We start from the raw sequence: 23013 nt of genomic DNA on the forward strand, positions 1-23013 counted from the left end.
GCATTGTACACAGAAATCTTCAAAGAAGTTGTTTCGATTACTCATCACGATTATTCCGGTTTTATTGATAAAAAAGGATGGGATGATCCTACTACATATTTACAAACAATTGAGCAACTAGAGAAGCAAAGAGATTTAACACCAGTACAATTCACTGAAATTGTAAATGATTACTTATTAGACTTCAAAGACAATCATATGTTTTTCAAAATGAGCTCTAACGATCAACCTCTTAACAGTGTTGGCTTCCAAGTGAAAAGATACGAAGATCACCTATATATTACATCTACTTCACAAGAAAAAAGAGTAAAAAAAGGACAAACTATCGTTGCATTAGATAATATGAAAATTCCTAAGCTATTAATAAAGTATAAAAAGTATGTAAATGAGAATACATATGAGCGTGAAAAATGGGCCTATGTTTTATTAAAATCATCAAATTGTACACTTATAGATAAAGATGGAGTAACCGAAACCATTTCTTTACAAAAATATAAACAAAGCGAATACACACCTATCTATTCATTAAAAAAGTACAATAAAGATACACTCTTAATTACTTTAACTGACTTTGCAAATGCTGCAGCTATTAATCAATTAATCGACTCATACAAAAACGAGCTGGATTCTTTTCAAAACTTAATTATAGATGTGCGATTGAATCGTGGTGGAAGTGATGATGCATTTTTCAACATACTTCCTTACTTATTTGAAGACAAAGAAATTTCTCTTTTCGACTCTTCAAATACAATGCAATTAAATCATACAGAACGAAATTATTATTTACGAATGCAAGACTTCGAAGAAGATTATGATTCTTCAGACGACCTTTCAAAGTTAGTCACCGATATGTTTATTCACGATTTAAAAGAGAATTATAAAAAGGGCCTTGTTACATTTGATACATCTGGACTACCAAAAGAACTTCAAACTTTGAAAATACACGGACGAACAACACCAAGTAGAGTAGCCGTATTAACAGATGTTACATGTGGAAGCTCTGGTGATTCTTTTGTAGAAGCAACAAAAAAATCACCGAAAGTAAAAGTAATAGGTCGTCCTACTGCTGGTTTAAATGATTATTCTAATTTAGCAGTAATGGAATGGGCTGGTACGTTCGCTCTTTACTATCCTACTTCACGGCTTTCTATTATAGATAAAGGCAAAGGAATGTCCGGAATTGGAATACAACCTCATATACATATCCCATGGACTCCGGAACATATACAAGAAGATGTGGATTTAAAGTTAGCATTACAACTACTTCAAAATGAAGAATGGTAAAAAATAAAGGTAGGTGCGAATCACACCTACCTTTTCTATTTCATATCAATCTTATCTGGTTGAAACCAACTTGGTTTTAATAACTCAAAGTTTTTATGATCTTCCAATACAATATGAAGACGCTCTAACGTATCATCCAACATATGTGGTGCTGCTCTTAATGTCCAGACAACTGATGAGAAAACTGTCATGCCAACGTACACCGCATATAATTTCCAGAACTCTTCTGGTATTCTCCTATTAAAGTATCCTTCTATTTGTCCGATTGAATACGGAATACTAATGTCCCTTGCAAATAGTGCAATTTTCACGAAATCATGCAGTGGATCGCCCCAGTCATAACCATTAAAATCAACTACACCTACATAATTCCCATCCCGTACAATTATATTTTCTAAATGAAAATCATCGTGTTGAAATCGATTTGGGCGATCCTTTACATACATTTCATTTTCATCTATAAACTTAATAATTTTATTATCATTTTTTATTTTTATTCCGCATGTTTTGTATGCTTCTAAATATTTACTATGTTTTTTCATTGCTCTTTCATACCATGGAAGTATATCATTAGGCGCTTCATATGTATGCATTTTCGCTAAATCTTTTCCTGCCTCTATGCCAATATCATATTGTTCTTTTGGTGAATACGTAGGCAATAGCTTCTTCGCATCTTCCCCTTCTAAATATGAAAAAATACTATAGCATACACCTTCTTCTTCCAATATACCTATTTCAATTGGCCTTTGTGCCTGTACGTTACGTTTTACCATTTCATTTAAAATTTGAAACTCTATTTTCTTTCTTTCATACTCTTTTATATCTCCTGTCCGAAATAAATATTTTTCATTATTTGCATTCGTAATTACATATTTCTTATCTGGAGAGAAACCTTTAGAAATTTCTTCAATATTCGCTGCATCTTTTACAATTTGTATATTGTTTTGCCGTGCTGTAATTATCTTCATATCTATTCCCCTTACATTTCTGCATTTGGTGTATAGGCTACTTCTACAATAAATCCATTCGGATCGTAAAAATCAATCGTATAGTACCCTTCTGAATAATGATTCATTTCAATTGGACCACGTATTACCTTCACTTTCATACTAGAAAGAAAATCTGCTACTTCATCAACTACTTCTCTATGAATAGCTTGATAACAAATATGTCTAGGCCCTAACGTCCTTACGATTTCCTCATCTACTTCTTTAAAGTATATTTCACTTTCTCCCGTGCTATATGCTACTTCATTTAATTTTCTCCATCCAATTATTGAAAACAGCTTATTATAAAAAGAAATGGATTCCTCTAAATTTGCTACCCAAAATTCAATATGATGAATACCTGCTCGAAGTGTATTCATATTAAGAATACGCTCCTTGTACTACTTGCACAATTTCCATCGGCTTATGAACCATATAATCGGGTGCGTCTTTTTTCACTGTTTCAATAACATCATATCCCCAAGATACCCAAATTACGTTTACCCCAGCCTTTTTACATGCTACTACGTCTCTCTGTTCATCACCGACATATAACATATCTTTCTCAGTTATTTTTTTCGATTTTAAAAATCTTTTTATCATCTTGTCTTTACCGAACAAATTTTTAGAACAATACACTTCTTGTATATTTTCTATATCATTCTTTTGTAAAAATGCTCGAATATGCTCTTCTGAGTTAGATGATATAACCGCAATACCGTATTCTTTTTTATGTAGTTCATCTAATACATCCTTCATTCCATGGAACAAAACGAGATCTTTTATAGCAGGCTGGTATAATTTATAAAACTCCAACGCTAATATCGGTAATTTATACAGTGGTACATCGAGTTGTTTACATCTCTCTGGCATCGTTAATTTACGTAAATGTTCAATTTCTTCTTCCTTTACTGCTTTATACCCATGTTTTTCAGCAAGTTGATTATAAATCGGTACAAATATATTTTGTGAATCTACTAATGTGCCATCAAAGTCAAAAACAATATATTTTTGCATCTCCATACTCCTTTTGCTTCTTTTTCTAAACCTATGTTATTCAACAACATAGTTGTCTGTCCCTTCTATAAAAATAAAAAAGAACAAGATTTTCTCTTGTTCTTTTTAAGAAAGCCATTTTGGCGGTACATTCGTATTCCAATAAATATTCCCTAACTCATGATGTCCAGAGTATCCATCATCAAAACGATGATAGTGGAAATTAAAATAATAACCATCTTGCGGTGGATGATCTCTTCTTACATGGAAACGCAATAAGTCATTTCCTGTTTTCGTATCGTAGACGTGAAAAATCTTTTCATTATTTCCACCAGCTGGTCTTTGAGAAATCGCTAATGATTGCAATGACTTCTCTGGTACATCATTGGCAAGTTCAGCAATTGCCTCTTCAATCTTTGGTAATATTACATCTTTAAATTCATCTTCAATTACTGGGCCAATTTTAGTACCAAACTTTTGCATCGACTGTTTTTCTGCTTCTTGCATCGCATAAGTAATAAAAGTATCGGTGGTTAACCTGTCATTCGTTTCTTCATATGTATAGGACGTACTCTCCAAATTTTGTTGCCCAGCTGTGCTCGTAGGCTTGTCCGCAGCTTTGGCATTATCAAGCAATATGGAAGGAGGCGTCACTAAACCAAATGTAAATACGGTAATTAATGCGACTAAGGTTTTTCTAAACCAATTTGGCATTTATGTTCCCTCCCCTTTCACTCATTATTTTTTTATATAACGGTGGTTTCTTCTATTATACAAAATGATTATAATTTTTGCACTTTACAATTTTGTTAACGTTCACATATTTTTCACTTGAATATGAAATTGTAAGATTTCATACAATATTAATACCACAATATTGAGGAGGCACTTGAATGACTTTAGATGTCATGTATTCCGCCGCAAGCATACTCGTTTTAGTATATTTTATTTATCAATGTATTACAGACTAGAAAAAGAGCCGTCAATGGCTCTTTTTTAATGGTAAAAATACAATCCATACAATTAATAAAATAAAAATAATGCCACCGATCACAGCTGGCAATAAATAAAACTGGAAAAGTATAACTATTACATATAAAAGTATTGCTGGTAGTAGTAAATAACGATCTGCCTTCCATCTTAACAAAAGTAATTTCCCTTCATCACAATATAAATGAAGAAACATCTTATTCGTAAATTCATTCCAATAATCACGTGCATAGCGAGAAATTGCAACTACAGCAAATACGAGAACAATAGCTGTAATCCACCTTGGAGTCATAATTATACTTGCAGTACTGATACATACAATTTGAATATAAAATATTCGTGCAGTACTTGTACGGAAAAATTCTTTCAAAAAAGATTCGACAATACGAGAATCAGCTTTTTTTCCTAATAGTCTTTTAGAGCGCGGAAACATCCACGGTTTTTTATTCGAACTACTCGGTTTAGCCGCATGACCACCAACTTGCATAATTCCGCTCGTCCAGCGCATGCTTTCCTCCTTTTCTTTCTCGATTTCTTTAAAAAAGAACTTTTTATAATTCATTTTCTCTTTTACTAATACACTACTTAAGAAAATTACTAAACCGATAAATAGAATTGAATAAAATGGATTTTTATAAATAAAAAATAAACTAATTCCCAAAAAGGACACGCTCATAGAAAATACTACATTTTTTATAATCCATAAAACCCATCGTTTCCCCACATGTACATGAATAAATCTCGTTAACAACGACAACATAAATCGAAATATAGTAAAGAATACCCAAAATAATAGGACTTGTATCTCTGTTACCTCGATACTTTTCATCAACACCGGTAACATAATAACGACCACTATTATATTCGTTATCGCTATTCGAATAAATGTGTACATCATGCCATACTGGACTAATTTTCGCATATGTGTTGCATACGAAATTAAAAATAAACTATCCGCTTGCTCAAAAAATGAACGAACTCCTCTCGGATATGTTACTAGATAAAATGCTAGTAATCCTAATCCGAAATAAATCGTCTCTTCCATTGATAATTCATTTATCCATAGTGACCTATAATAGATTCCCATAAATATAAGTATTGGAATAATAATATATAACGCGACTGTCCAATCTGTTACCGAACGTATAGACTTCCACTTCCGCCGGAGCTCATGGCGTAATCTTTTATAAAATTGTTGTTTAATCATGTTGTTCACGCCTTACAATTATATCAAAGCAGTCTAGTAATGAGCTACCAGGCATTTCCGCTAACATTTGAATAGATTCTAAATGTCCATCTGCGACTAATGTACCTTGTGAAATGAGTAAAAATCTTTCACAAATTTTTTCAGCCGTATCCAATACGTGCGTACAAAGTAAAATTCCTGCCCCACGCTCTTTTTCTTTATATAAATAAGTTAAAAACTCTTTCGTAGCTACTGGATCTAAACCGATAAAGGGTTCATCAATAATATAAAAATCTGGCTCAGTTAAAAACGCCAATATTAGCATCGATTTTTGTTTCATACCTTTTGAAAACTTTGATAAATACTCATGTTTATGCTTATCCATTCGAAAAGTATGTAATAATTGTTCCGCTCTTTCTTCCCAGTTTCCCATTTCACTTCCACGAGCAGCCATTAATAATTCAATATGTTCCCAGAGCGTCAAGTAATCATAGTATGTTGGATGTTCTGGCACATATGCATACGGATTTTTCTTTTCACCGAATGATATTTCACCGTCCATATTTACAAGTAATCCGAGCATCGTTTTTATCGTCGTACTCTTCCCAGCACCATTTGCTCCAATAAGAGCAACTAGTTCACCTTTTTCGATAGAAAAAGCTATATCATGAATTGTTTCTTCGCCTATTTCATATCCAGCTGAGCGGATATTTACTTCTAACATGTCTTTCCCCTCTTTCCATTTCCAATACAATCAAGGAAAAGAATAACATATAACTATCTATATATCATTATAAAATATTTATTTTCATAGCAGGAAAAAACATTTTTTAACAGAATATTAAATGTTTGATTACATTTTATTGGAGTGGATAATATGTCTTTTCAAATTCGTGAAGCAACGATAGATGATATAGACGCACTTTGTTCTTTAACGAAAGAATTAAAAGGTTCCTCTATTTCCTATGAAGATATGAACAATCGATTACAATTCGTACAAATGAGTCCGTTTGATTTTTTATATGTTTACGAAGAAGAAGAAGCTATATTTGGATTACTTGGATTTCGTATACGTGAAAATTTAGAAGATGTAACACGTTATGGAGAGATTTCAATTATTAGCGTCGATTCTAACATACGACGGAAAGGCATTGGACAAGTGTTGATGGATTATGCAGAGCAATTAGCAAAGAAACATAATTGCATTGGCACATGGCTAGTTAGTGGAACAAAAAGAGTAGAAGCTCATCCTTTTTACAAAAAATTAGGTTATGAAGTAAATGGCTACCGATTTGTAAAACATTTCTAAACTACTTATAATTGAAGGGACTATAACTATGACAAACATTAAAGCAATTTTCATTGATCGTGACGGTACAATTGGTGGTGACACTACAATACATTATCCGGGATCTTTTACATTATTTCCATTCACAAAAACATCCTTGCAAAAACTAAAAGCTAAAAATATAAAAATTTTCTCTTTCACAAATCAACCTGGTATCGCAGATGGAATAGCAACTGTAGCCGATTTTGTACAAGAATTAGAAGGCTTCGGTTTTGATGATATTTATGTATGTCCTCATAAACACGGTGATGGTTGTGAATGTCGTAAACCAAGTACAGGCATGCTGCTTAAAGCAGCAAAAAAACATGGGCTTGATTTAACACAATGTGCTGTAGTTGGTGATCGCTGGACTGATATTGTTGCAGGAGAAAAAGTAAATGCGACTACGATTCTAGTCCGAACAGGAGCTGGGTATGATGCTTTGCATACGTACCGAGACAAATGGGCACATATTGAACCAAACTACATTGCAGATAACTTTGAAGATGCAACAAACTGGGTTTTAAATCAACTATAATACAAATGAAGATTTTGATGCACTCAAAATAATTTAAATCATAGTTAAAATATCCTTTTTGGCAAATAATTTTCTTCCACAAAACGGATTACCTCAAAAGGTAGCAAGTTCCCTTTTGATACGCAAACATTGCAATTCAAATTATATTTTTTATTACTAACAGCAATTAACATAAAGAAGGAATAGCTTAGTGGCTATCCCTTCTTTATTGACTTCTATTATTTACATTTGTTATCTTTTTTTATTGAGTATTCTCATCGTTTTTATACTCCAAAATATCCCCTGGCTGACACTCCAAAGCTTTACATATCGCTTCCAATGTTGAAAAACGAACCGCTTTTGCTTTCCCATTTTTCAAAATAGAAAGATTCGCCATCGTAATTCCAACCTTCTCCGAAAGTTCCGTTACACTCATCTTTCGTTTTGCTAACATGACGTCAATATTAATAATAATTGTCATATCCGCCACCTCAGACCGTCAAATCATTTTCTGATTTTATGTTAATTGCTTCTTGTAGAAGGCGTTGAAGAATAGCAGCAAAAACAGCGATAACGAGCGAAGCAAAAACGATAATAAGTCCCACTAACCCAATAGGAGGGTCCATTTTTTTCGCTATAAAATGAAAAAGTGGCATACCCAATACATACAAACCACTGATTGTAACTGCACAGCGCTTTATATTCTTTAACGCCTTTACAGATAATTCCGAGAACGCTGTGTTCTCGTCAATATACTGTAAAAGATTGAAAGCCTGATAAAGAGCAACGTAAAAAGGCACAGCTGCTCCATACATCACAATGAAAACAAGATATTTTATCAGAGTAATATTAGGATACAAATTCGCTGCGAAATTCGCCATTTCCGGCACTAAAAATATGCATAAAGCAAGTACTGCAATTCCAACAAGAAAAATAATTACTTTTAAGAACGTTGTTGAACTTCGTTTAAGATTCATTTACAATACCTCATTTATTTAATGATAACATAATTTTATCACATTATTTATTGTTTAACAATAAATAAATATCGTTTTCGTTGCGTTTAATTTAGGAAAAAATAAAAAAGAATTTCTCATTACAAAGAAATTCTTTTTCTTGAAAATGTCTCTTTCAACTTAATTTTTTAAAACGTTAATTCGTAATGGAAATAACGATTATCTCTCAAATAACCATTTTCAGCATATAATCGTTGTGCTGATAAATTATCAATCTCTGTTTGCAATTTTACACCTTTTGCTCCATTCTCTAATGCGTATTCTTTAGCAGCTTCTAATAATTTTTTACCTGTTCCGGCTCCACGCTTCGCCGCTTGTACAAATAAATCATTTAAAATCCATAATTCTTTCATTGAAATGGAAGAAAATGATGGATATAGTTGTGTGAACCCAATATATTCGCCGTCTTCAACTGCTACGAAAATAACGGACTCTTTTTTCTCAATTCGATTTCGTAAAAATACTTTTGCACCTTCTAAATCAGAATCCTGCCTATAAAACATGCGATAGTTATTAAAAACTGATGCTAGTCCATCTAAATCTGCAATTGTTGCCTCATATATTCTCATTTTACTCCATTCCCCTTCCAATACTGTCTCATTATATCCGTTGCCCATTTAGGCTGGTGTATTTCTTCTTTCGGCATAAACTCTTTCATTATTGGTTTTATATCCAATATAGGAGTACCATTAATAGCATCTAATCCCTCAACAATAATTGATTTACCTTCTCTTTTGATCACCTTTACAATTGTTACACCTATGCGATTCGGGCGATTTTTTCCGCGCTGTGCAAAAATACCTACTTCAGGATAATCTTTATTATTTCTAGGATGTCTAGCAAAATACTGAATTTGCTCGTCAGTTACTTTATGAAAATAAAAAACAACTTCAATATGGGAAAAATCTTCAATCCCTTGTATACTTTCTTCTGCATACATTTCAGTTAAAGTTATACGGGATCTTACTTCTCACCACTCATCATCTTTTATTTCCTTTCTTTCATTATGTACAAATGCGATTGGTTGAACTGAAAACATACGCATTCCCCCTTAAATGTAACCACTTACATTATAAAATATTTTCTGAATGTTTTCCAGATATATGAATTAAGTTTACATAATATAATTATAATCTATTTATCTAAAGCTACCTTGACTGCTTCAATTGCATGTATATGGGTCGTATCAAATATCGGGACTGATACGTTTTCTTGTTTTATTAATAAACCTATTTCCGTACAACCTAATATAATTCCTTGTGCTCCTTCTTGTACTAATTCTTCTATAACCCTTTTATAATACTCTCTAGATTGAAATACTATTTTTCCTAAACATAATTCTGTATATATTACTTCGTTTACTTTTTCTCTATTTGTTCCTGATGGTACTATTACTTTTATATCATGCTCTTCAATACGTGACTTATAGAAATCTTGCTCCATTGTATATTTAGTTCCAAGCAGACCAACCTTTTGAATGTCTTTTCTTTTAATTACTTTTGCAGTTGCATCGGCAATATGTAAGACTGGAATATCAATTTTCTCCTTTATTTTTCCAACTACCTTATGCATTGTATTTGTACAAATGATTATAAAGTCTGCTCCTCCCTTCTGTAATGAATACGCCGCATTCGCTAAAACTTCACCTGCTCCATTCCAATCTCCTCTAGACTGGAATCTTTCAATCTCTTCAAAGTCCACACTATTAATCAAACATTTTGCTGAATGTAGCCCTCCTAATCTCTCTTTTATTTCTTCATTAATAATTCGATAATATTCAGAAGTTGATTCCCAACTCATACCACCTATAAGACCTATCGTTTTCATACAAACACCTACCTAAACTATTTTTATGAAACTAATAACAATATTTTATTATGTATATTATATATAATAAAACAAGACTTTAAGTTTGGAATATAAAGTCTTGTTTTAACGGAAATATGGAAATAATAAAGAATAATTCTACTTTCATTTCCAAGGAAATTTTTTATAGAATATTCTGAAATTAATAATCTGATGTTTTTATAAATTCTTTATACTTATAATTAAAACACTCTCGATACAGCTCTTTGATTTCATCATATGATGGAACACGTGGGTTATTAGCTGGGCTACCACTTTCAATTGCATCTGATGCCATTTTAGAAATAGCATTTTCAAATTCAATTTCATCGATTCCGTATTCTTTTAAATTTGGAATACGAAGATCAAAGCAAAGTTTTTTTATTTCACCAAGCGTGTAGTCTGCTACTTCCTCATCAGAATTCGAATACAAATCCTTATTTAAACTACGTCCAATTTTTGCTAACCTTTTCATTGCACTTGTTTTTGTAAACTCTAACACTGTAGGTAATAGTATGGCATTTGATATACCATGCGGTACATGAAATAATGCTCCCACTGGCCTTGACATTCCATGAACTAATGTAACTGATGCATTAGAAAATGCAATTCCAGCTTGTAAGGAAGCAATCATCATCGCTTCTCTTGCCTCCATATTACGTCCATCTTCATATGCTATACGTAAATATTTCATAATACTTTCAATAGCTGAAAGAGCAAGTACATCTGTAAGTGGTTGTGAAACTTTAGAAATATACGCTTCAATCGCATGACATAATGCATCTATTCCTGTTGCTGCCGTAATTTGTGGTGGTAATGAACTTGTCAAAACTGGATCTATAATTGCTACTTTCGGTATAAAACTAGGATGCTTCATCATCATTTTTACATCTGTTTTTTTATTCGTAATTACTGCTACACTTGTAACTTCCGATCCAGTACCAGAAGTTGTTGGAATTGCAATAAGTGGTAGTGGATTGTTTTCTATATCAATATCCTTTTGGACATAATCCTCAACTTCTCCACCATTTGTATATAAAACCGCTACTGCTTTCGCAGCATCAATACAACTTCCACCACCAATACCGATAATAAAATCACACTTTTCCTCTTTACAAAGAGATAACGCTTCTAACACGTGTATATTTGTAGGCTCAGCATCTACTTTATTATATGTACTAACAGTAATACTTTTCTTATTTAGTTGTTGTATACACTTTTCAACATATCCTAATTTCTCCATAATTGTATCAGTAACTATAAAAGCTCTTTTCCCTAACTTTTTTGATTGTTCCCCCAGTTTTTCAAGCGAATTCCTTCCATATAATACCGACTTTGGCATACGAAACTCAGAAACTTCTTGCAAGTACTCCACCCCTTCTTATCCTAATTAATATTTTATGATATAAATTATCGATTTGATGAATCTTTACGATTCGAATGTTTAATAGAGTCCTGTTAAAGTATAGAACGCGATAACTAAAAATACAGCAACCGTTTTCAAAATTGTGATAGCAAATATATCTTTATAGGACTGTTTATGTGTTAATCCTGTTACTGTAAGAATAGTAATAATAGCCCCGTTATGCGGTAGTGTATCCATTCCTCCTGATGCCATTGATACGATACGGTGCATAACTTCTAATGGAATATCAAATTGATTGGCCGCTGCAATAAATTTATCTCCCATTGCGCTTAAAACTATTCCCATACCTCCTGATGCAGAGCCTGTAATTCCAGCTAAAATATTCGTCGTTACTGCACCATTCACTAACGGATTTGTGAAAGTAGCAGAGATACCATCTCTCATAATTGCGAAGCCTGGAAGTGCTGCAATGACACCACCGAATCCAAACTCAGCTCCTGTATTCATCGTTGCAAGTAGCGCTCCACCAATACTTGTATTCAATCCAGCTTGGAAACCTGTTACTACTCGCTTCCAATATAATAATAACGTTGTTAAGATCCCTATAATAAGTGCCAATTCTACAGACCAAATTCCTACTACTGCACTTAATTCTACTTTTCCAAATGCTTTCATACCAATTGCAGAAAAATCAAAACCGCTTGGATACCACTTCGGTATCATAATAGTAAACAATTTATTCATTACACCTACTAAAATAAGTGGTATAAATGCAATAAGTTGTTGTGCTCTTGTGATTTCAATGTTATTAATTAATGGCATATTTTTTTGTTCTAATTGCAAAGATGCTGCCATTTCAGTATTTCCGTCATTAAAACCAAAATATCCTTCACCTGCCGCTTTTGCCTTCTTACGTCTACTCTCTAAATATAGTAAACCTAATGTAAGAACAAAAATTGCTCCTACAATCCCAAGTATCGGTGCAGCATAAATATCCGTTTTAAAAAATGTTGTAGGTATTACATTTTGAATTTGTGGTGATCCAGGTAGTGCATCCATTGTAAACGTTACTGCTCCAAGAACAATCGTTCCAGGGATTAAACGTTTTGGAATATTAGCTTGTCGAAACAACTTAGCTGCGAACGGATAAACAGCAAACACTACTACATACACACTAACACCACTATACGTTAAAATAGCACCCATTAATACAATCGCTAATATAGTACGTTTTTCACCAACTAACTCAATAATCGTTTTTGCAATAGAATCCGCAATTCCTGACATCTCTACTACTTTTCCAAATATTGCTCCTAATAAAAACACAGGAAAATATAACTTTATAAATCCAACCATTTTCTCCATAAAGATATTAGAAAAGAAAGGTAATACATAACTAGGTTCTGTCAAAAATACTGCAAATAATGCAAATATCGGTGCGAATAAAATAACAGAAAAACCTCTGTATGCTACGAACATAAGTAAACTTAGTGCTAATAATATAATAACTAACTCCAATTTTACCCCTCCATTAAACAGAATATTCTAAAATTTATTGATAAATTTCTACTAATCTTTTAATTCTGACACCCCTCCTCTTATTCATACAATTTTTTCATGCTAAAAATGTCTAATTATAAATATTCGATTACATATGAAAAATCCCTTTAAACAGAAACGAATTCCTCATCATAACGTTATAAAGGGATTGCTAGCATCTATATTTACTAATTTATTAAACTTTTTTCTACACAAAAATGATACAGTTCTTCAACATCTTTCACTATGTAAGTCGCACTAACTTCAGTCAGTTCTTTCTCACAGCCATAGCCATATAAAACACCAATTGAAGCAATTCCATTCTGATTCGCACCTATTATATCGTGCTTTCTATCACCAATCATTATCATTTCTTCTTTATTTAGTTCTTCATTTGTCTGTAAAATATGAGCAATTATTTCTTCTTTTTTTATTCTCGTACCATCTAAATTACTTCCAATGATATCTTCGAAATAATTCGTCAATTGAAAATGCTCTATAACTTGTTTCGCAAATACAGTGGGCTTTGAAGTTGCTACAAATATGCGATTCCCTGAACTTTTTAATTGTTGCAAGAGCTTCAGAATCCCCTCGTATACATTATTCTCAAACAATCCACGCTGCTTTAAATACTCACGGAAATAAAAAACAGCACGTTCAAGCTCTCCTTCACTCATATTATATCTCTCTATGAATGATTGCTGAATAGGAGGACCTATAAATGAATCTAACTCACTTATATGTACTTCTTCAATTCCTACTTTTTTTAATGCATATAAAACCGAGTTTACAATCCCTTCTTTCGGATTCGTTAAAGTTCCATCTAAATCAAATAAAAATGTTTTATACATGTTTCATTCCTCCACTTAATTTGCTGTATAAATAAGTGCTAACATCTCTTCCACTTCTACCTATTATACTATCATTATCTATTTTTTCGAAAAATCAATTTCCATATGTCACATACTTTCAGTTACAAAATACGATAGATATGATACAGTAAAAAAGTTACAATTATTTTAATAGAAACTGGTGAAACAAATGTCAATTACGTTAATTTTTATAATGGCTTTCACAATTGTGATCCACGCAGTTGAAACAAGCTCTTATAGTATTCGATTAGCCGGGGTTCGTTTAAAGAAGATTGCTGTCGCATTATCCGTCGTAGGAATCGTATTACTCATTTCAAGAACATCAAACTTACTACAAGCCTTTTTACTTGGCGGGATTGTTGACGAAGCAAAACAAGATCCTTCTATTGATTTAGAGCATATTATACGTCTTGTACTATTATCTGCTTCTATCGGTACATTGCTTGCGATTATACTGTATCCAACTTTGACAAAACTATTTGGATATGTCATTCAAAACTTTGAAACAGACGGTTCTTTCATTCGAATGATGAAAACGAATAACATTCAAAAATTAAAGTACACAAAAAAATATGTCCGCTTTCCAAAGTTAGAAATGATTCATAGATTGCGTATCGGCGGTATTCCAAAGCGTATAATGCTTATTAACATGTTCGCTACTGCAATTTATACAGCGGGGGTTCTTTCCGCACTATATGCTTCTTTTTTAATTCCAGCTTTCGCAACAAAAGCCACTACAGCTTCTGGTCTTATTAATGGTTTTGCTACTATTTTATTAACAGTGCTACTAGATCCACGTATTGCTCTTTTAACAGAGCGAGCTCTTCAATCAGAAGAAGGTGCTGAAGCAATGAGTAAAATGTATGCTTGGCTAATGATTTCTAGACTTTTTGGTACATTACTAGCTCAACTGTTATTCATACCAGGTGCTTACTGGATCACATGGATTATAAAGCTTATGAATTAAATCCACACTCTAAAAAAAGCAGGTGAGATAACAAATGACTATACAAACAGAACAAGATATCATTCGCTTAATAGAAAACGACGAATGGATGATGACTGTATTACAAATGGCAAAATCACTAGAGCTACCTGATTGGTGGGTTTGTGCCGGCTTTGTTCGTTCTAAAATTTGGGATACTTTACACAACTACGAAATAAGAACAGATACGCCTGATGTAGATGTTATTTATTACGATTGTCTACATAAAGACGAAACATATGAAAAGTTATTAGAAACGAAACTAATGAATATGGATGCCACTATCCCTTGGTCAATAAAAAATCAAGCTCGTATGCATGTAATGAATAACATGCCGCCATATTCTTCTTCTGTTGATGCTATTTCTAAATTTCCTGAAACAGCAACGGCATTAGGAGTTACATTAGATGACCAAAACAATATTATATTAGCATCTCCATGCGGAATCGAAGATGTACTTTCACTACAAGTGAAACCAACAGCTCATTTTCTTGAAACAAAAGAACGTATACATATGTACAAAAATAGAGTTATAAAAAAGAATTGGCAAATTAAATGGCCTAACATAACAATCGCTTATCCAGAAATTTAAAAAGGGTGCTTCTCATTTATAGAAGCACCCTTTTTAAATTTCAAAAAATGAATAATTGTTTCTGCGAATCTATCTGCTTCCTCATAGTGAGGTGAATGACCACTCTCTTCAAATACGATACACTTACCGTTTTGAGCATCTTTATTAAATGTTTCAATTTGTTTTTCACACGTTACTACATCATGTTTTCCTACAATTAATAACATTGAATTCTGTACTTCTTTTATTTTATATAATAATGATTTATGACATGCACCCTCTAATTTTAATCTGTCAAAATGAATTTGAGAACGATTTGAAAATACTTCCCACTCTTCATCACTATATAAACTATAGTCTGTTTCATCTTCCTTATAATTGTAAATCTCCATTCTTTTTTCTTCTAATTCAGCGCTTAATCTTATATAAGCTTCTAACAACTCTTCTGAACTAGCATTGCTAGATGAATAAGCAAAGCACTCTTTTGCTACTTCTTCTTTTCCATGCTTTTTTAATAAATGCCCTGTCTTTTGCAACAAAGCTCTACTTGTTAATGCAAAGTCGAAAGTTGGCCCTTCAAATATTATTTTCTCTATTGAACTTGGATATATCGACGCATATAACAATGCTAAATAGCCACCGAAAGAATGTCCAATTGCAGACCACTTCTCAATTTGTAATACTTTTTTTAATTCCTCACAGTCTTCAATCAAATCATTTAATCCAAAAGCTTCGTCTTCAGTAATTTTTTCTGAACGACAAACACCTCTTTGATCTATCATAATTACATATAAAGAATCTTTTAAACGTTCCGCTTGGTGAAATGAAAAATCATAACAACTCTCTCCTGGACCACCATGCAAGTATAAGACTGGCTTATTTTTAGGATTTCCATGTGTTTCAACGTATAGCTTTTTCCCTCTAATATTCATATACTCTCCTGTTTCTATCAAATTCGCCATAAACATCACCATCTTCTTTTTTTTACTGAATATTATAACATTTAATGTTAAATAATCCCTATTACATTTAAGAAGACGATAATTATTGCAAGTGGTGCTACAAATCGAAGTAAAAATGCCCAACAAGTAAATACTTTCTTTCCATAATTTCCACCTACAAAAAACTCCGCTTCTAGTACCTTCTTCTCCATTTTGAATGAAACGAAAATACTAATAAATAGTGCACCAAGCGGCATTAATATATTACTAGATAAAAAGTCTACTGCATCAAAAATATTATTTCCAAAAATCGTAATATCACTCCATACTCCAAATGATAACGCAGATGGTATACCTACTAAGAAAATGCAGAAACCGATCATCCATGATAATTTCGTTCTTCTGTCTTGTTCACCATTTGCTATTGCTGAAACAACAGTCTCTAGTAGAGAAAACGCTGATGTTAATGTTGCAAATGTAAATAGCGCAAGAAATACTGTTAAGAACAATCCACCGAGTGGAATTTGACTAAATACTGATGGTAATACGATAAATAGTAATCCAGGTCCTTCTGTTGGCTCCATTCCTAATGAAAATACAGCCGGAAAAATAGCAAGACCCGCAAATAAAGAAACAAATAAATTCAATCCAACAATTGTTATTGCTGATTTTGGTAAACTTTCTTTTTTATTTAAATAGGAACTATAGGTAACCATAATTGAAATCCCGATACTAATCGCAAAGAATGATTGCCCCATTGCGAACAAAATACTTTCCGAAGTAATCTTTGAGAAATCTGGTTGTAAGAAAAACTTCACACCTTTCATTGCGTCATCAAGTGTTAACGAACGAATAATAAGAGCGACAAATAAAACGAACAATGCTGGCAACATATATTTACTTGCTTTTTCAATTCCATTTTGTACACCTTTTGATACAACCCATATCGTAATGAACATAAAAGCGAAATGTCCCATAATAGCCCAAGCGGGATTCCCAATTATTTCAGTAAATAACGCACCGTAATTTTGTCCTGGAGTAATCAGTTGTCCTGTTATTCCTCTGAATAAATAAATTAATACCCATCCACCTACAACACTATAAAACGAAAGTAATATAAAACACGTTCCAACGCCAAGGCGTCCGATCCAGTGCCATCCTGTATTTGGTGCGATGCTTTTAAATGCTCCAACTGCTTGTTTCTGCGTACTGCGTCCAATCATAAATTCAGCTATAAGTAGCGGTAGTCCAATTAAAACAGTAAATAATATAAAGATTAAAAAGAACGCTCCTCCCCCGCTCTTCCCAGCGATATAAGGAAACTTCCATATCGCACCAAGTCCAATTGCTGATCCGGCTGCTGCCATTATAAAACCTAATTTCGAAGTCCATTGCTCCGTCTGTTTCATCTCATTTTCCTCCTAATTAAATCTTTTTATATAAATAAATAAATTTTATAGACCTATCCAAATAAACCCTCCATTTCTTCTTCCATATAATAAAAAAATGGCCTAGCATCTCTATATAAAGAGACGCTAAGCCATTTACTTAACGCGGTACCACCCTTATTGATTCCATTATGAATCCACCTTAGTAGTAATCGTTTGATTACAAACCTAATATCGAAGGTTAACCGTTAAGATTTACTAAGAATGTGATTCCGTTCCACCTTACTGCTCCTAGGCGAGTTCAGGATGTCATTTGACTATGTCGCACCAACCCATAGCTCTCTGTACAAATACATGACCTTACTACTCCTATTCAACACATTTTAATATTTAGAATATATTTTCTTTTGAAATTAATATGAAGTATATCGGTTATATTTGTAACTGTCAAGGGATATATTATTTTTTTGTCAAAAAAGATTTCTCAAGACGTTAATATTGGTCTAATAGCTCTAACATGCCATTCACCAAAAAGTCATTTGGATCATGTGTAAATACTATAGATTGTTCAATCGCCTTCACATCTACTTCATATTTCTTTAGTTCTCGTTGTATTAATACTTTCGCCATATCGGACAATAGCGCTTGTAGTCCATCACGTACTTGTCCTTCCGTTAAAACGTACTTTACGATGACTTCAAAAAATAATACACCCCTTTAGTTTTCCCTCTACTATCGTCGTACACTGTACATAGCCATTACAATCTATAAAACAACAATAAAAATTTAACACTTAATGCACTAATAAAATTATAATGCTCTTTTAAATTTCTACGCTAAAACGCAAAAAAGCACTTGTTTCCTTTAATTAACAATCAAGTGCTTTAAGTTCATATGTTTTTAAGTAGCGTAAATTTGTAAGTTTTGTAGTAACAGTATGACGCCTTTTGTACATCATGACAAATACTATATTAAAACTTACGAGTTTGTACGAGCTTGTTAGTTTAATATACATTCCATGTGTTTATATTTATCGCCCGGTAACTTGCCACTTTTCCAACAGGAACAAAGTTTAGGAGTGTCCAACCTGCGGCGATGAGTCTTTCTTTTGTTGATAATTCTTTTCCTGTAATAGGGTCTTTACCGGTAACTGCACGAATTGCATCATTTACTCCGATGAATTCAGCTGCTCCTTCTAATCTATTTTCTTATACTATTTGCTGAACAACATATGTACTTATTATTTATTATACTATCCTCTCTTCTATCTTAAAATGCAAAAAGCACTTGTTGCCTCTCATAGACAATCAAGTGCTTTAAGTTCATATGTTTTTAAGTAGCATAAATTTATAAGTTTTGTAGTAACAGTATGCCAGCTTTTATACATCATGACAAATACTATGTTAAAACTTACGAGTTTGTACAAGTTCGTTAGTTTCATATACAGTCTATGTGGTTTATATTTATCCCCCGGTAAAATATCATCTCGCCTAAACTCGTACTTCTTTTTCTACTCTATCATTGCACATAGTACTCCATGATGGTACAACTTTCATGAGTTATTAATTCAATTTAGATATATCTATTACTGTAAATTTTTTAGAGGTTATTATTTTTCACTTCCTCAAACCACTCATCAGCAAAATCATCAGCCATTTTTATATCCTCATTTGTATGTATTAAATCATACTTATATTCAGCTTTAAACTTACCACTCTTAGCATCGTATATTAATTTCATCTCAGTTGGCATATCTTTTTCGTATTCTTTGCATAATGTTTCAATTTCTTCGATATCTTCACCTATAATTTGTAGCACCTAAAACATTCGTTCTGGAGATACATCATATTTTTCTTCTCCATTTTCCAATGCATCATTAACCTTATGACACTCTACATACTTTTTGTTAATTAAATAAAAGAAACTACTAGATATCATATCAGCTTGCAATTCAATAAATCTATCTTCAAATTCTTTCATACTATCTTCTCACTCCTTAGATTAATTTTTAAGAACTTTAAGACCAGGATTACCATTAATAAGGTAATTAACTATAAATTTTTCTGGAAGTATATCATTCAGTACTGAGTAGCCTCTGAATATACGCATTTTAACATTGGCTTTTCCCTCTTTTTATTTTTTAGCATGATGCAAAAAAGCTTACTCCTCCTCAAATTTCGAGTTAGAATAAGCCTTCTACGTATGTCGATCAAGTCTGTTCAGCAAGTTTACACAGAATTCAAAATAAACCTCTATATCATTTGCAATACTTGTTCCTTAACACCTTCGTCAAACTTAGCACCTTCCACATTTGCTCCCTTCCAAACTACATTGTCAAGTTTGGCTCCGGTAAAATCTGCATTTGTTAAATCCGCATTTCTAGCATCTACTTCTGATAAATTAGCATTTTCCAAATACGCTTTTTCGAAGTTACCATCAGTAAGATTGGCACTACTAAAATCCGTCCCAGTGCACTCTGCTTGTTTAGCATTGATTCCAGATAAATTTGCATGGCGAAAAGTAGCATGATTTAAAATTGTTCCAACTAATTCTCCATATGAAAAATCAACTTCGTCAAAACATGTTTCAAAACAACTACTTATATTCAATTTTGCATATTTCATATTCGATGTAGAGAAATCCGCTTCACCAAACCTACAATCTGCAATGTGTATTTCCTCTAAATTACAACTTCTGAAATCAGCAAACTCAAAATCACAATCAAAAAACGATGCTCTCATTAATGAAGAAGCTCTTAACAGAACTCGTTTTGCCATGATACGCTCTGCCATTACCTCTGACAAATCTGAAAAAGTAAGGTCTAAATCACTCATATCTAACTGATCTATAACCTCATCATTGTATTGAGATCTATTTAATATTTCCATGACTCTTATTCTATCATTACCATTACCATTCTCATTCATTATTATGATCTCCTTTCATTTAGCTTTTCAGATAGTCCTTCCAAGCAACATTTGGAGAATAAGTTACCCCCATCTGATCTTCATCAAAACTTGGTATAGCCATTACTTGTGCTTGTTCCAAATACTTCATTACTTGTAGCCAATTATCAAGTAATGTATCACTATCACTCTCTAATGGATTATTTAAAATATCAATACAAAGGCCACCCCAATCTAGCTCAGATACCACAGCTGGACTATTTTGTAATAATTCCTTATCAAACATTTCTAAAATATGACCGCTAAAGTATGTTCTAGCCCCTATCCCTAAGGGACCGTTAGGAAGAAACCTAACTGGTATTGGTTGGGAAGATATTTCCATCCACATTTGTAATCGCTCACGTTGGGTATTCCACGGATATGATAAAGGCCAAAAAATTTGAGTTACTCCATAACTTGGTTTCGCAATTTCTGCAATTTGGTCAGATAACTCAAAAAAAGCAGGCCATAATTTTTTAGGTATCGATTTATGAAACTCAAACTTTAAAAATGAGCGATGACTCCAGTTAACTTCAAAACTCCCACTATAGTTCACCGATTTATCACGATAAAGGTAAACTTCTGATACTTTATGCTCTGAAACTACTTTTTCCAGGATTTCCTGACGATTATATTCTACTCGTACCATTTCACTGTTACCCCAATGAGTAGGAGCAAATTTTTCATTTGACTCAAACACATCCAAAAGACGACCTAATACTTCTTCTTCGTTAAAAGATACTGTAGGATACATTGTAATTGAGAAAAAATCAGGTTTCATGTATATCCCCCTTAATACTAAAAAATATAGTCACATAATAATTTTTATTCATAGTTTTTTCCATCGGCCTCCACCAGGTAAACGTGAATTGCCCTCCCATTTATGAGTCACTTTTCCACTACTTGGGTCAGTATAGTAAATCTCACTCTTTTCTCCTAAAGGCCCACTTGGTCTTGGCTTAGGAGGAGTCCCATTTAAATCGGGTTTGTCACTTGATATTGTCACAACATGACTCCCATTTTTATCTTCGAACATTTCTCTTTCAGCTCGCATTTGGCTGTCGTTATGAATAGTTTGCTCTTTTTCACCCATTTTGTGTTTGTGATCATGAACTAAATCAATTTCCCCCTTATCATTACGCCCAATGCTATCTGGACGCGTAAGATGCCCTTCACTAGATGTATATGTAACAACCTCACCAGCATTATTGTCCTCTAATTGGCGATCAAGATGTTCTCCCAAAGCTTTTCTCCCTTTTATTTCTTATTCTCTTCCACGCTCTTGGCTCTTTCTTAAATTTTCAGTCCTAGCATCCCAATCTTTACGCTCTAAAGGTTTTTTCGTTTCTTCACAATGACGATCATATCTAATATCATCTGCTGCTTTATAATCTCCTCGCGCTTTAGCTTCATCTATTTTCTTTCGATAGTATTCTTCTCGTTCTGAAGTTAGTTTAATTTTGTTTGGGTTTGTATTACTACCTTTACCCGTACCCTTAGTTAAAACAAAAAGCGGTAACTGGGTTACCAATTACCGCTTACTCTTCCTTACTTACAAGTATTCTCCCAATTAAAGTCAAATACTTCTTCAACATCATTTTTCATTAACTTTTGTAATTATATTACATCTTTCTATAAAAAACTGCAGTCCAATTGTATCTAACACTTGGGCTACACTTCATATCAGACATTTTTTCATATAAATGTTCTTAGTATATTATTTTTGTAACTTTAAACTAGCAATTAACTCATCTAAACTATCCGAAATCTCTTCAAATGAACCTCGTTCAAAATCCTCCAATTCAACCTTACCACTTACATTATCTAAAACAACTATCAAACCGTTCCCCTCTACACCTATTGGAGTCTTATCAACCTTATTATGATTGTTTTTATACCCTTCTAAATTACTTTCGAAGGAATCCAATTCAATATTTGGTAATACAGGTTCTAGCCTAATATAATGATTACCAATAAATCCATCTAAATCAGCAAACCAATAAGAATTAAAATAATCATCAATTGAAGTGTGCAGTTTAATTTCAAATCTTTCCTCAATCTTCGTTAAATCATTCTTATTATTTTTTTCAATAGGTTTCCATGAAATTTCTTCTTCATCATCCATTTCACCCTGATATATAAATGAATCAACTTCTTCGTTATATGGCGTTTTAAATAAAAAATCTAACCCTTTATCAAAATATTCTTTTCTTAATTTAAAATATTTGCTCATAGCATCCTTCATTACCAAAATAATCA

23 protein-coding genes, 5 pseudogenes and 1 other annotated feature are annotated in these 23013 nt (G+C 32.8%); of the genes and pseudogenes, 5 read left to right on the top strand and 23 right to left on the bottom strand.

Features of this window, described 5'->3' with window-relative positions; translation table 11 throughout:
* Positions 1-3 precede the first annotated feature (3 nt).
* Complete coding sequence (locus MR170_RS12430; RefSeq protein ID WP_242308360.1) at positions 4-1284, top strand: S41 family peptidase; 1281 nt, start codon at positions 4-6, stop codon at positions 1282-1284.
* 35 nt (positions 1285-1319) lie between these two features.
* Here the strand turns inward: MR170_RS12430 and MR170_RS12435 are convergent, their stop codons facing one another.
* From MR170_RS12435 to MR170_RS12460, 6 genes are all read right to left on the bottom strand, one after another.
* A complete protein-coding gene (locus tag MR170_RS12435) occupies positions 1320-2252 on the bottom strand; it encodes an aminoglycoside phosphotransferase family protein (RefSeq protein WP_016081792.1) in 933 nt (310 codons plus the stop codon).
* An 11-nt stretch (positions 2253-2263) separates the two neighbouring features.
* The gene (locus tag MR170_RS12440; RefSeq protein WP_029442206.1) at positions 2264-2650 is read right to left on the bottom strand and encodes a VOC family protein; all 387 of its coding nucleotides are present in this window, start codon (positions 2648-2650) and stop codon (positions 2264-2266) included.
* Between the two features lies 1 nt (position 2651).
* Entirely contained in the window at positions 2652-3287 is a 636-nt protein-coding gene (locus MR170_RS12445) for an HAD family hydrolase (RefSeq protein ID WP_016081793.1), read from the bottom strand.
* Between the two features lie 105 nt (positions 3288-3392).
* Complete coding sequence (locus MR170_RS12450) at positions 3393-3980, bottom strand: YpjP family protein (RefSeq protein ID WP_016081794.1); 588 nt, start codon at positions 3978-3980, stop codon at positions 3393-3395.
* Between the two features lie 268 nt (positions 3981-4248).
* On the bottom strand, positions 4249-5463 hold the full coding sequence (locus MR170_RS12455) for an ABC transporter permease (protein ID WP_029442205.1): 1215 nt from the start codon (positions 5461-5463) through the stop codon (positions 4249-4251).
* Positions 5456-6166 carry an ABC transporter ATP-binding protein gene (locus MR170_RS12460; RefSeq protein WP_000895232.1) on the bottom strand — a complete coding sequence of 237 codons (711 nt, stop codon included), beginning with the start codon at positions 6164-6166 and terminating at the stop codon, positions 5456-5458. The genes MR170_RS12455 and MR170_RS12460 overlap by 8 nt, the downstream gene beginning before the upstream one ends.
* A 153-nt stretch (positions 6167-6319) precedes the next feature.
* On the opposite strand from MR170_RS12460, the gene MR170_RS12465 reads away from it, so the two are divergent.
* Positions 6320-6751, top strand: a complete 432-nt coding sequence (locus MR170_RS12465; protein WP_000009776.1) for a GNAT family N-acetyltransferase — start codon at positions 6320-6322, stop codon at positions 6749-6751.
* 28 nt (positions 6752-6779) lie between these two features.
* Positions 6780-7307 carry an HAD-IIIA family hydrolase gene (locus MR170_RS12470; RefSeq protein WP_000181784.1) on the top strand — a complete coding sequence of 176 codons (528 nt, stop codon included), beginning with the start codon at positions 6780-6782 and terminating at the stop codon, positions 7305-7307.
* A gap of 241 nt (positions 7308-7548) precedes the next feature.
* Here MR170_RS12470 and MR170_RS12475 read toward each other — a convergent pair whose 3' ends face one another.
* The 8 genes and pseudogenes from MR170_RS12475 to MR170_RS12510 form a co-directional block, all read right to left on the bottom strand.
* Complete coding sequence (locus tag MR170_RS12475) at positions 7549-7767, bottom strand: helix-turn-helix domain-containing protein (RefSeq protein ID WP_000152534.1); 219 nt, start codon at positions 7765-7767, stop codon at positions 7549-7551.
* A 10-nt stretch (positions 7768-7777) separates the two neighbouring features.
* Entirely contained in the window at positions 7778-8263 is a 486-nt protein-coding gene (locus MR170_RS12480; RefSeq protein WP_016081797.1) for a DUF2975 domain-containing protein, read from the bottom strand.
* A gap of 167 nt (positions 8264-8430) precedes the next feature.
* Positions 8431-8871: a GNAT family N-acetyltransferase gene (locus MR170_RS12485; RefSeq protein ID WP_001223866.1), complete on the bottom strand. Its 441-nt coding sequence runs from the start codon at positions 8869-8871 to the stop codon at positions 8431-8433.
* Positions 8868-9341: pseudogene (locus MR170_RS12490) on the bottom strand (SAM-dependent methyltransferase). Before MR170_RS12490 ends, MR170_RS12485 begins: the two are co-directional and overlap by 4 nt.
* A 95-nt stretch (positions 9342-9436) precedes the next feature.
* Positions 9437-10129 carry an aspartate/glutamate racemase family protein gene (locus MR170_RS12495; RefSeq protein ID WP_043936555.1) on the bottom strand — a complete coding sequence of 231 codons (693 nt, stop codon included), beginning with the start codon at positions 10127-10129 and terminating at the stop codon, positions 9437-9439.
* A gap of 181 nt (positions 10130-10310) precedes the next feature.
* Positions 10311-11513 (bottom strand): iron-containing alcohol dehydrogenase, encoded by a 1203-nt coding sequence (locus MR170_RS12500; RefSeq protein ID WP_029442201.1) that lies wholly within the window; start codon positions 11511-11513, stop codon positions 10311-10313.
* Positions 11514-11591: 78 nt separating this feature from the next.
* On the bottom strand, positions 11592-13031 hold the full coding sequence (locus MR170_RS12505; RefSeq protein ID WP_242308362.1) for a GntP family permease: 1440 nt from the start codon (positions 13029-13031) through the stop codon (positions 11592-11594).
* Between the two features lie 209 nt (positions 13032-13240).
* Entirely contained in the window at positions 13241-13903 is a 663-nt protein-coding gene (locus tag MR170_RS12510) for an HAD family hydrolase (protein ID WP_029442200.1), read from the bottom strand.
* Positions 13904-14093: 190 nt separating this feature from the next.
* Here MR170_RS12510 and MR170_RS12515 point away from each other — a divergent pair, with 190 nt between their 5' ends.
* Positions 14094-14891 (top strand): lipid II flippase Amj family protein, encoded by a 798-nt coding sequence (locus MR170_RS12515; RefSeq protein ID WP_016081802.1) that lies wholly within the window; start codon positions 14094-14096, stop codon positions 14889-14891.
* 34 nt (positions 14892-14925) lie between these two features.
* Positions 14926-15501: a nucleotidyltransferase family protein gene (locus MR170_RS12520; protein WP_016081803.1), complete on the top strand. Its 576-nt coding sequence runs from the start codon at positions 14926-14928 to the stop codon at positions 15499-15501.
* On the opposite strand, the gene MR170_RS12525 is transcribed toward MR170_RS12520, so the two are convergent.
* From MR170_RS12525 to MR170_RS12565, 9 genes and pseudogenes are all read right to left on the bottom strand, one after another.
* Complete coding sequence (locus tag MR170_RS12525) at positions 15498-16442, bottom strand: alpha/beta fold hydrolase (protein WP_242308363.1); 945 nt, start codon at positions 16440-16442, stop codon at positions 15498-15500. The genes MR170_RS12520 and MR170_RS12525 overlap by 4 nt on opposite strands.
* 47 nt (positions 16443-16489) lie before the next feature.
* Positions 16490-17830 (bottom strand): sodium-dependent transporter, encoded by a 1341-nt coding sequence (locus MR170_RS12530; RefSeq protein ID WP_242308364.1) that lies wholly within the window; start codon positions 17828-17830, stop codon positions 16490-16492.
* 116 nt (positions 17831-17946) lie between these two features.
* Positions 17947-18195, bottom strand: a binding site (T-box leader).
* 109 nt (positions 18196-18304) lie between these two features.
* A pseudogene (locus tag MR170_RS12535) lies at positions 18305-18469 on the bottom strand (recombinase family protein); the annotation flags it as partial.
* 383 nt (positions 18470-18852) lie between these two features.
* A pseudogene (locus tag MR170_RS12540) lies at positions 18853-19017 on the bottom strand (pre-toxin TG domain-containing protein); the annotation flags it as partial.
* Positions 19018-19408: 391 nt separating this feature from the next.
* A pseudogene (locus MR170_RS12545) lies at positions 19409-19789 on the bottom strand (DUF600 domain-containing protein).
* A gap of 272 nt (positions 19790-20061) precedes the next feature.
* The gene (locus tag MR170_RS12550) at positions 20062-20736 is read right to left on the bottom strand and encodes a pentapeptide repeat-containing protein (RefSeq protein ID WP_242308365.1); all 675 of its coding nucleotides are present in this window, start codon (positions 20734-20736) and stop codon (positions 20062-20064) included.
* Between the two features lie 19 nt (positions 20737-20755).
* The gene (locus MR170_RS12555; RefSeq protein WP_090976435.1) at positions 20756-21535 is read right to left on the bottom strand and encodes a hypothetical protein; all 780 of its coding nucleotides are present in this window, start codon (positions 21533-21535) and stop codon (positions 20756-20758) included.
* Between the two features lie 48 nt (positions 21536-21583).
* Positions 21584-22285, bottom strand: a pseudogene (locus MR170_RS12560) (ADP-ribosyltransferase).
* A 186-nt stretch (positions 22286-22471) separates the two neighbouring features.
* Positions 22472-22987, bottom strand: a complete 516-nt coding sequence (locus tag MR170_RS12565) for a SecY-interacting protein Syd (protein ID WP_016080952.1) — start codon at positions 22985-22987, stop codon at positions 22472-22474.
* Positions 22988-23013: the final 26 nt, after the last annotated feature.

It is taken from the genome of Bacillus cereus group sp. BfR-BA-01524 (genome assembly GCF_022662595.1).
Lineage (GTDB): Bacteria > Bacillota > Bacilli > Bacillales > Bacillaceae_G > Bacillus_A > Bacillus_A thuringiensis_S.

Excerpts from the sequence above, each read along its gene's own strand:
- MR170_RS12495 (WP_043936555.1), bottom strand. The coding sequence starts at position 10,129 with ATGAAAACGATAGGTCTTATAGGTGGTATGAGTTGGGAATCAACTTCT.
- MR170_RS12450 (WP_016081794.1), bottom strand. The coding sequence starts at position 3,980 with ATGCCAAATTGGTTTAGAAAAACCTTAGTCGCATTAATTACCGTATTT.
- MR170_RS12515 (WP_016081802.1), top strand. The coding sequence starts at position 14,094 with ATGTCAATTACGTTAATTTTTATAATGGCTTTCACAATTGTGATCCAC.
- MR170_RS12475 (WP_000152534.1), bottom strand. The coding sequence starts at position 7,767 with ATGACAATTATTATTAATATTGACGTCATGTTAGCAAAACGAAAGATG.
- MR170_RS12485 (WP_001223866.1), bottom strand. The coding sequence starts at position 8,871 with ATGAGAATATATGAGGCAACAATTGCAGATTTAGATGGACTAGCATCA.
- MR170_RS12555 (WP_090976435.1), bottom strand. The coding sequence starts at position 21,535 with ATGAAACCTGATTTTTTCTCAATTACAATGTATCCTACAGTATCTTTT.
- MR170_RS12530 (WP_242308364.1), bottom strand. The coding sequence starts at position 17,830 with ATGAAACAGACGGAGCAATGGACTTCGAAATTAGGTTTTATAATGGCA.
- MR170_RS12510 (WP_029442200.1), bottom strand. The coding sequence starts at position 13,903 with ATGTATAAAACATTTTTATTTGATTTAGATGGAACTTTAACGAATCCG.
- MR170_RS12435 (WP_016081792.1), bottom strand. The coding sequence starts at position 2,252 with ATGAAGATAATTACAGCACGGCAAAACAATATACAAATTGTAAAAGAT.
- MR170_RS12520 (WP_016081803.1), top strand. The coding sequence starts at position 14,926 with ATGACTATACAAACAGAACAAGATATCATTCGCTTAATAGAAAACGAC.
- MR170_RS12550 (WP_242308365.1), bottom strand. The coding sequence starts at position 20,736 with ATGAATGAGAATGGTAATGGTAATGATAGAATAAGAGTCATGGAAATA.
- MR170_RS12565 (WP_016080952.1), bottom strand. The coding sequence starts at position 22,987 with ATGAGCAAATATTTTAAATTAAGAAAAGAATATTTTGATAAAGGGTTA.
- MR170_RS12440 (WP_029442206.1), bottom strand. The coding sequence starts at position 2,650 with ATGAATACACTTCGAGCAGGTATTCATCATATTGAATTTTGGGTAGCA.
- MR170_RS12455 (WP_029442205.1), bottom strand. The coding sequence starts at position 5,463 with ATGATTAAACAACAATTTTATAAAAGATTACGCCATGAGCTCCGGCGG.
- MR170_RS12445 (WP_016081793.1), bottom strand. The coding sequence starts at position 3,287 with ATGCAAAAATATATTGTTTTTGACTTTGATGGCACATTAGTAGATTCA.
- MR170_RS12460 (WP_000895232.1), bottom strand. The coding sequence starts at position 6,166 with ATGTTAGAAGTAAATATCCGCTCAGCTGGATATGAAATAGGCGAAGAA.
- MR170_RS12525 (WP_242308363.1), bottom strand. The coding sequence starts at position 16,442 with ATGGCGAATTTGATAGAAACAGGAGAGTATATGAATATTAGAGGGAAA.
- MR170_RS12470 (WP_000181784.1), top strand. The coding sequence starts at position 6,780 with ATGACAAACATTAAAGCAATTTTCATTGATCGTGACGGTACAATTGGT.
- MR170_RS12465 (WP_000009776.1), top strand. The coding sequence starts at position 6,320 with ATGTCTTTTCAAATTCGTGAAGCAACGATAGATGATATAGACGCACTT.
- MR170_RS12480 (WP_016081797.1), bottom strand. The coding sequence starts at position 8,263 with ATGAATCTTAAACGAAGTTCAACAACGTTCTTAAAAGTAATTATTTTT.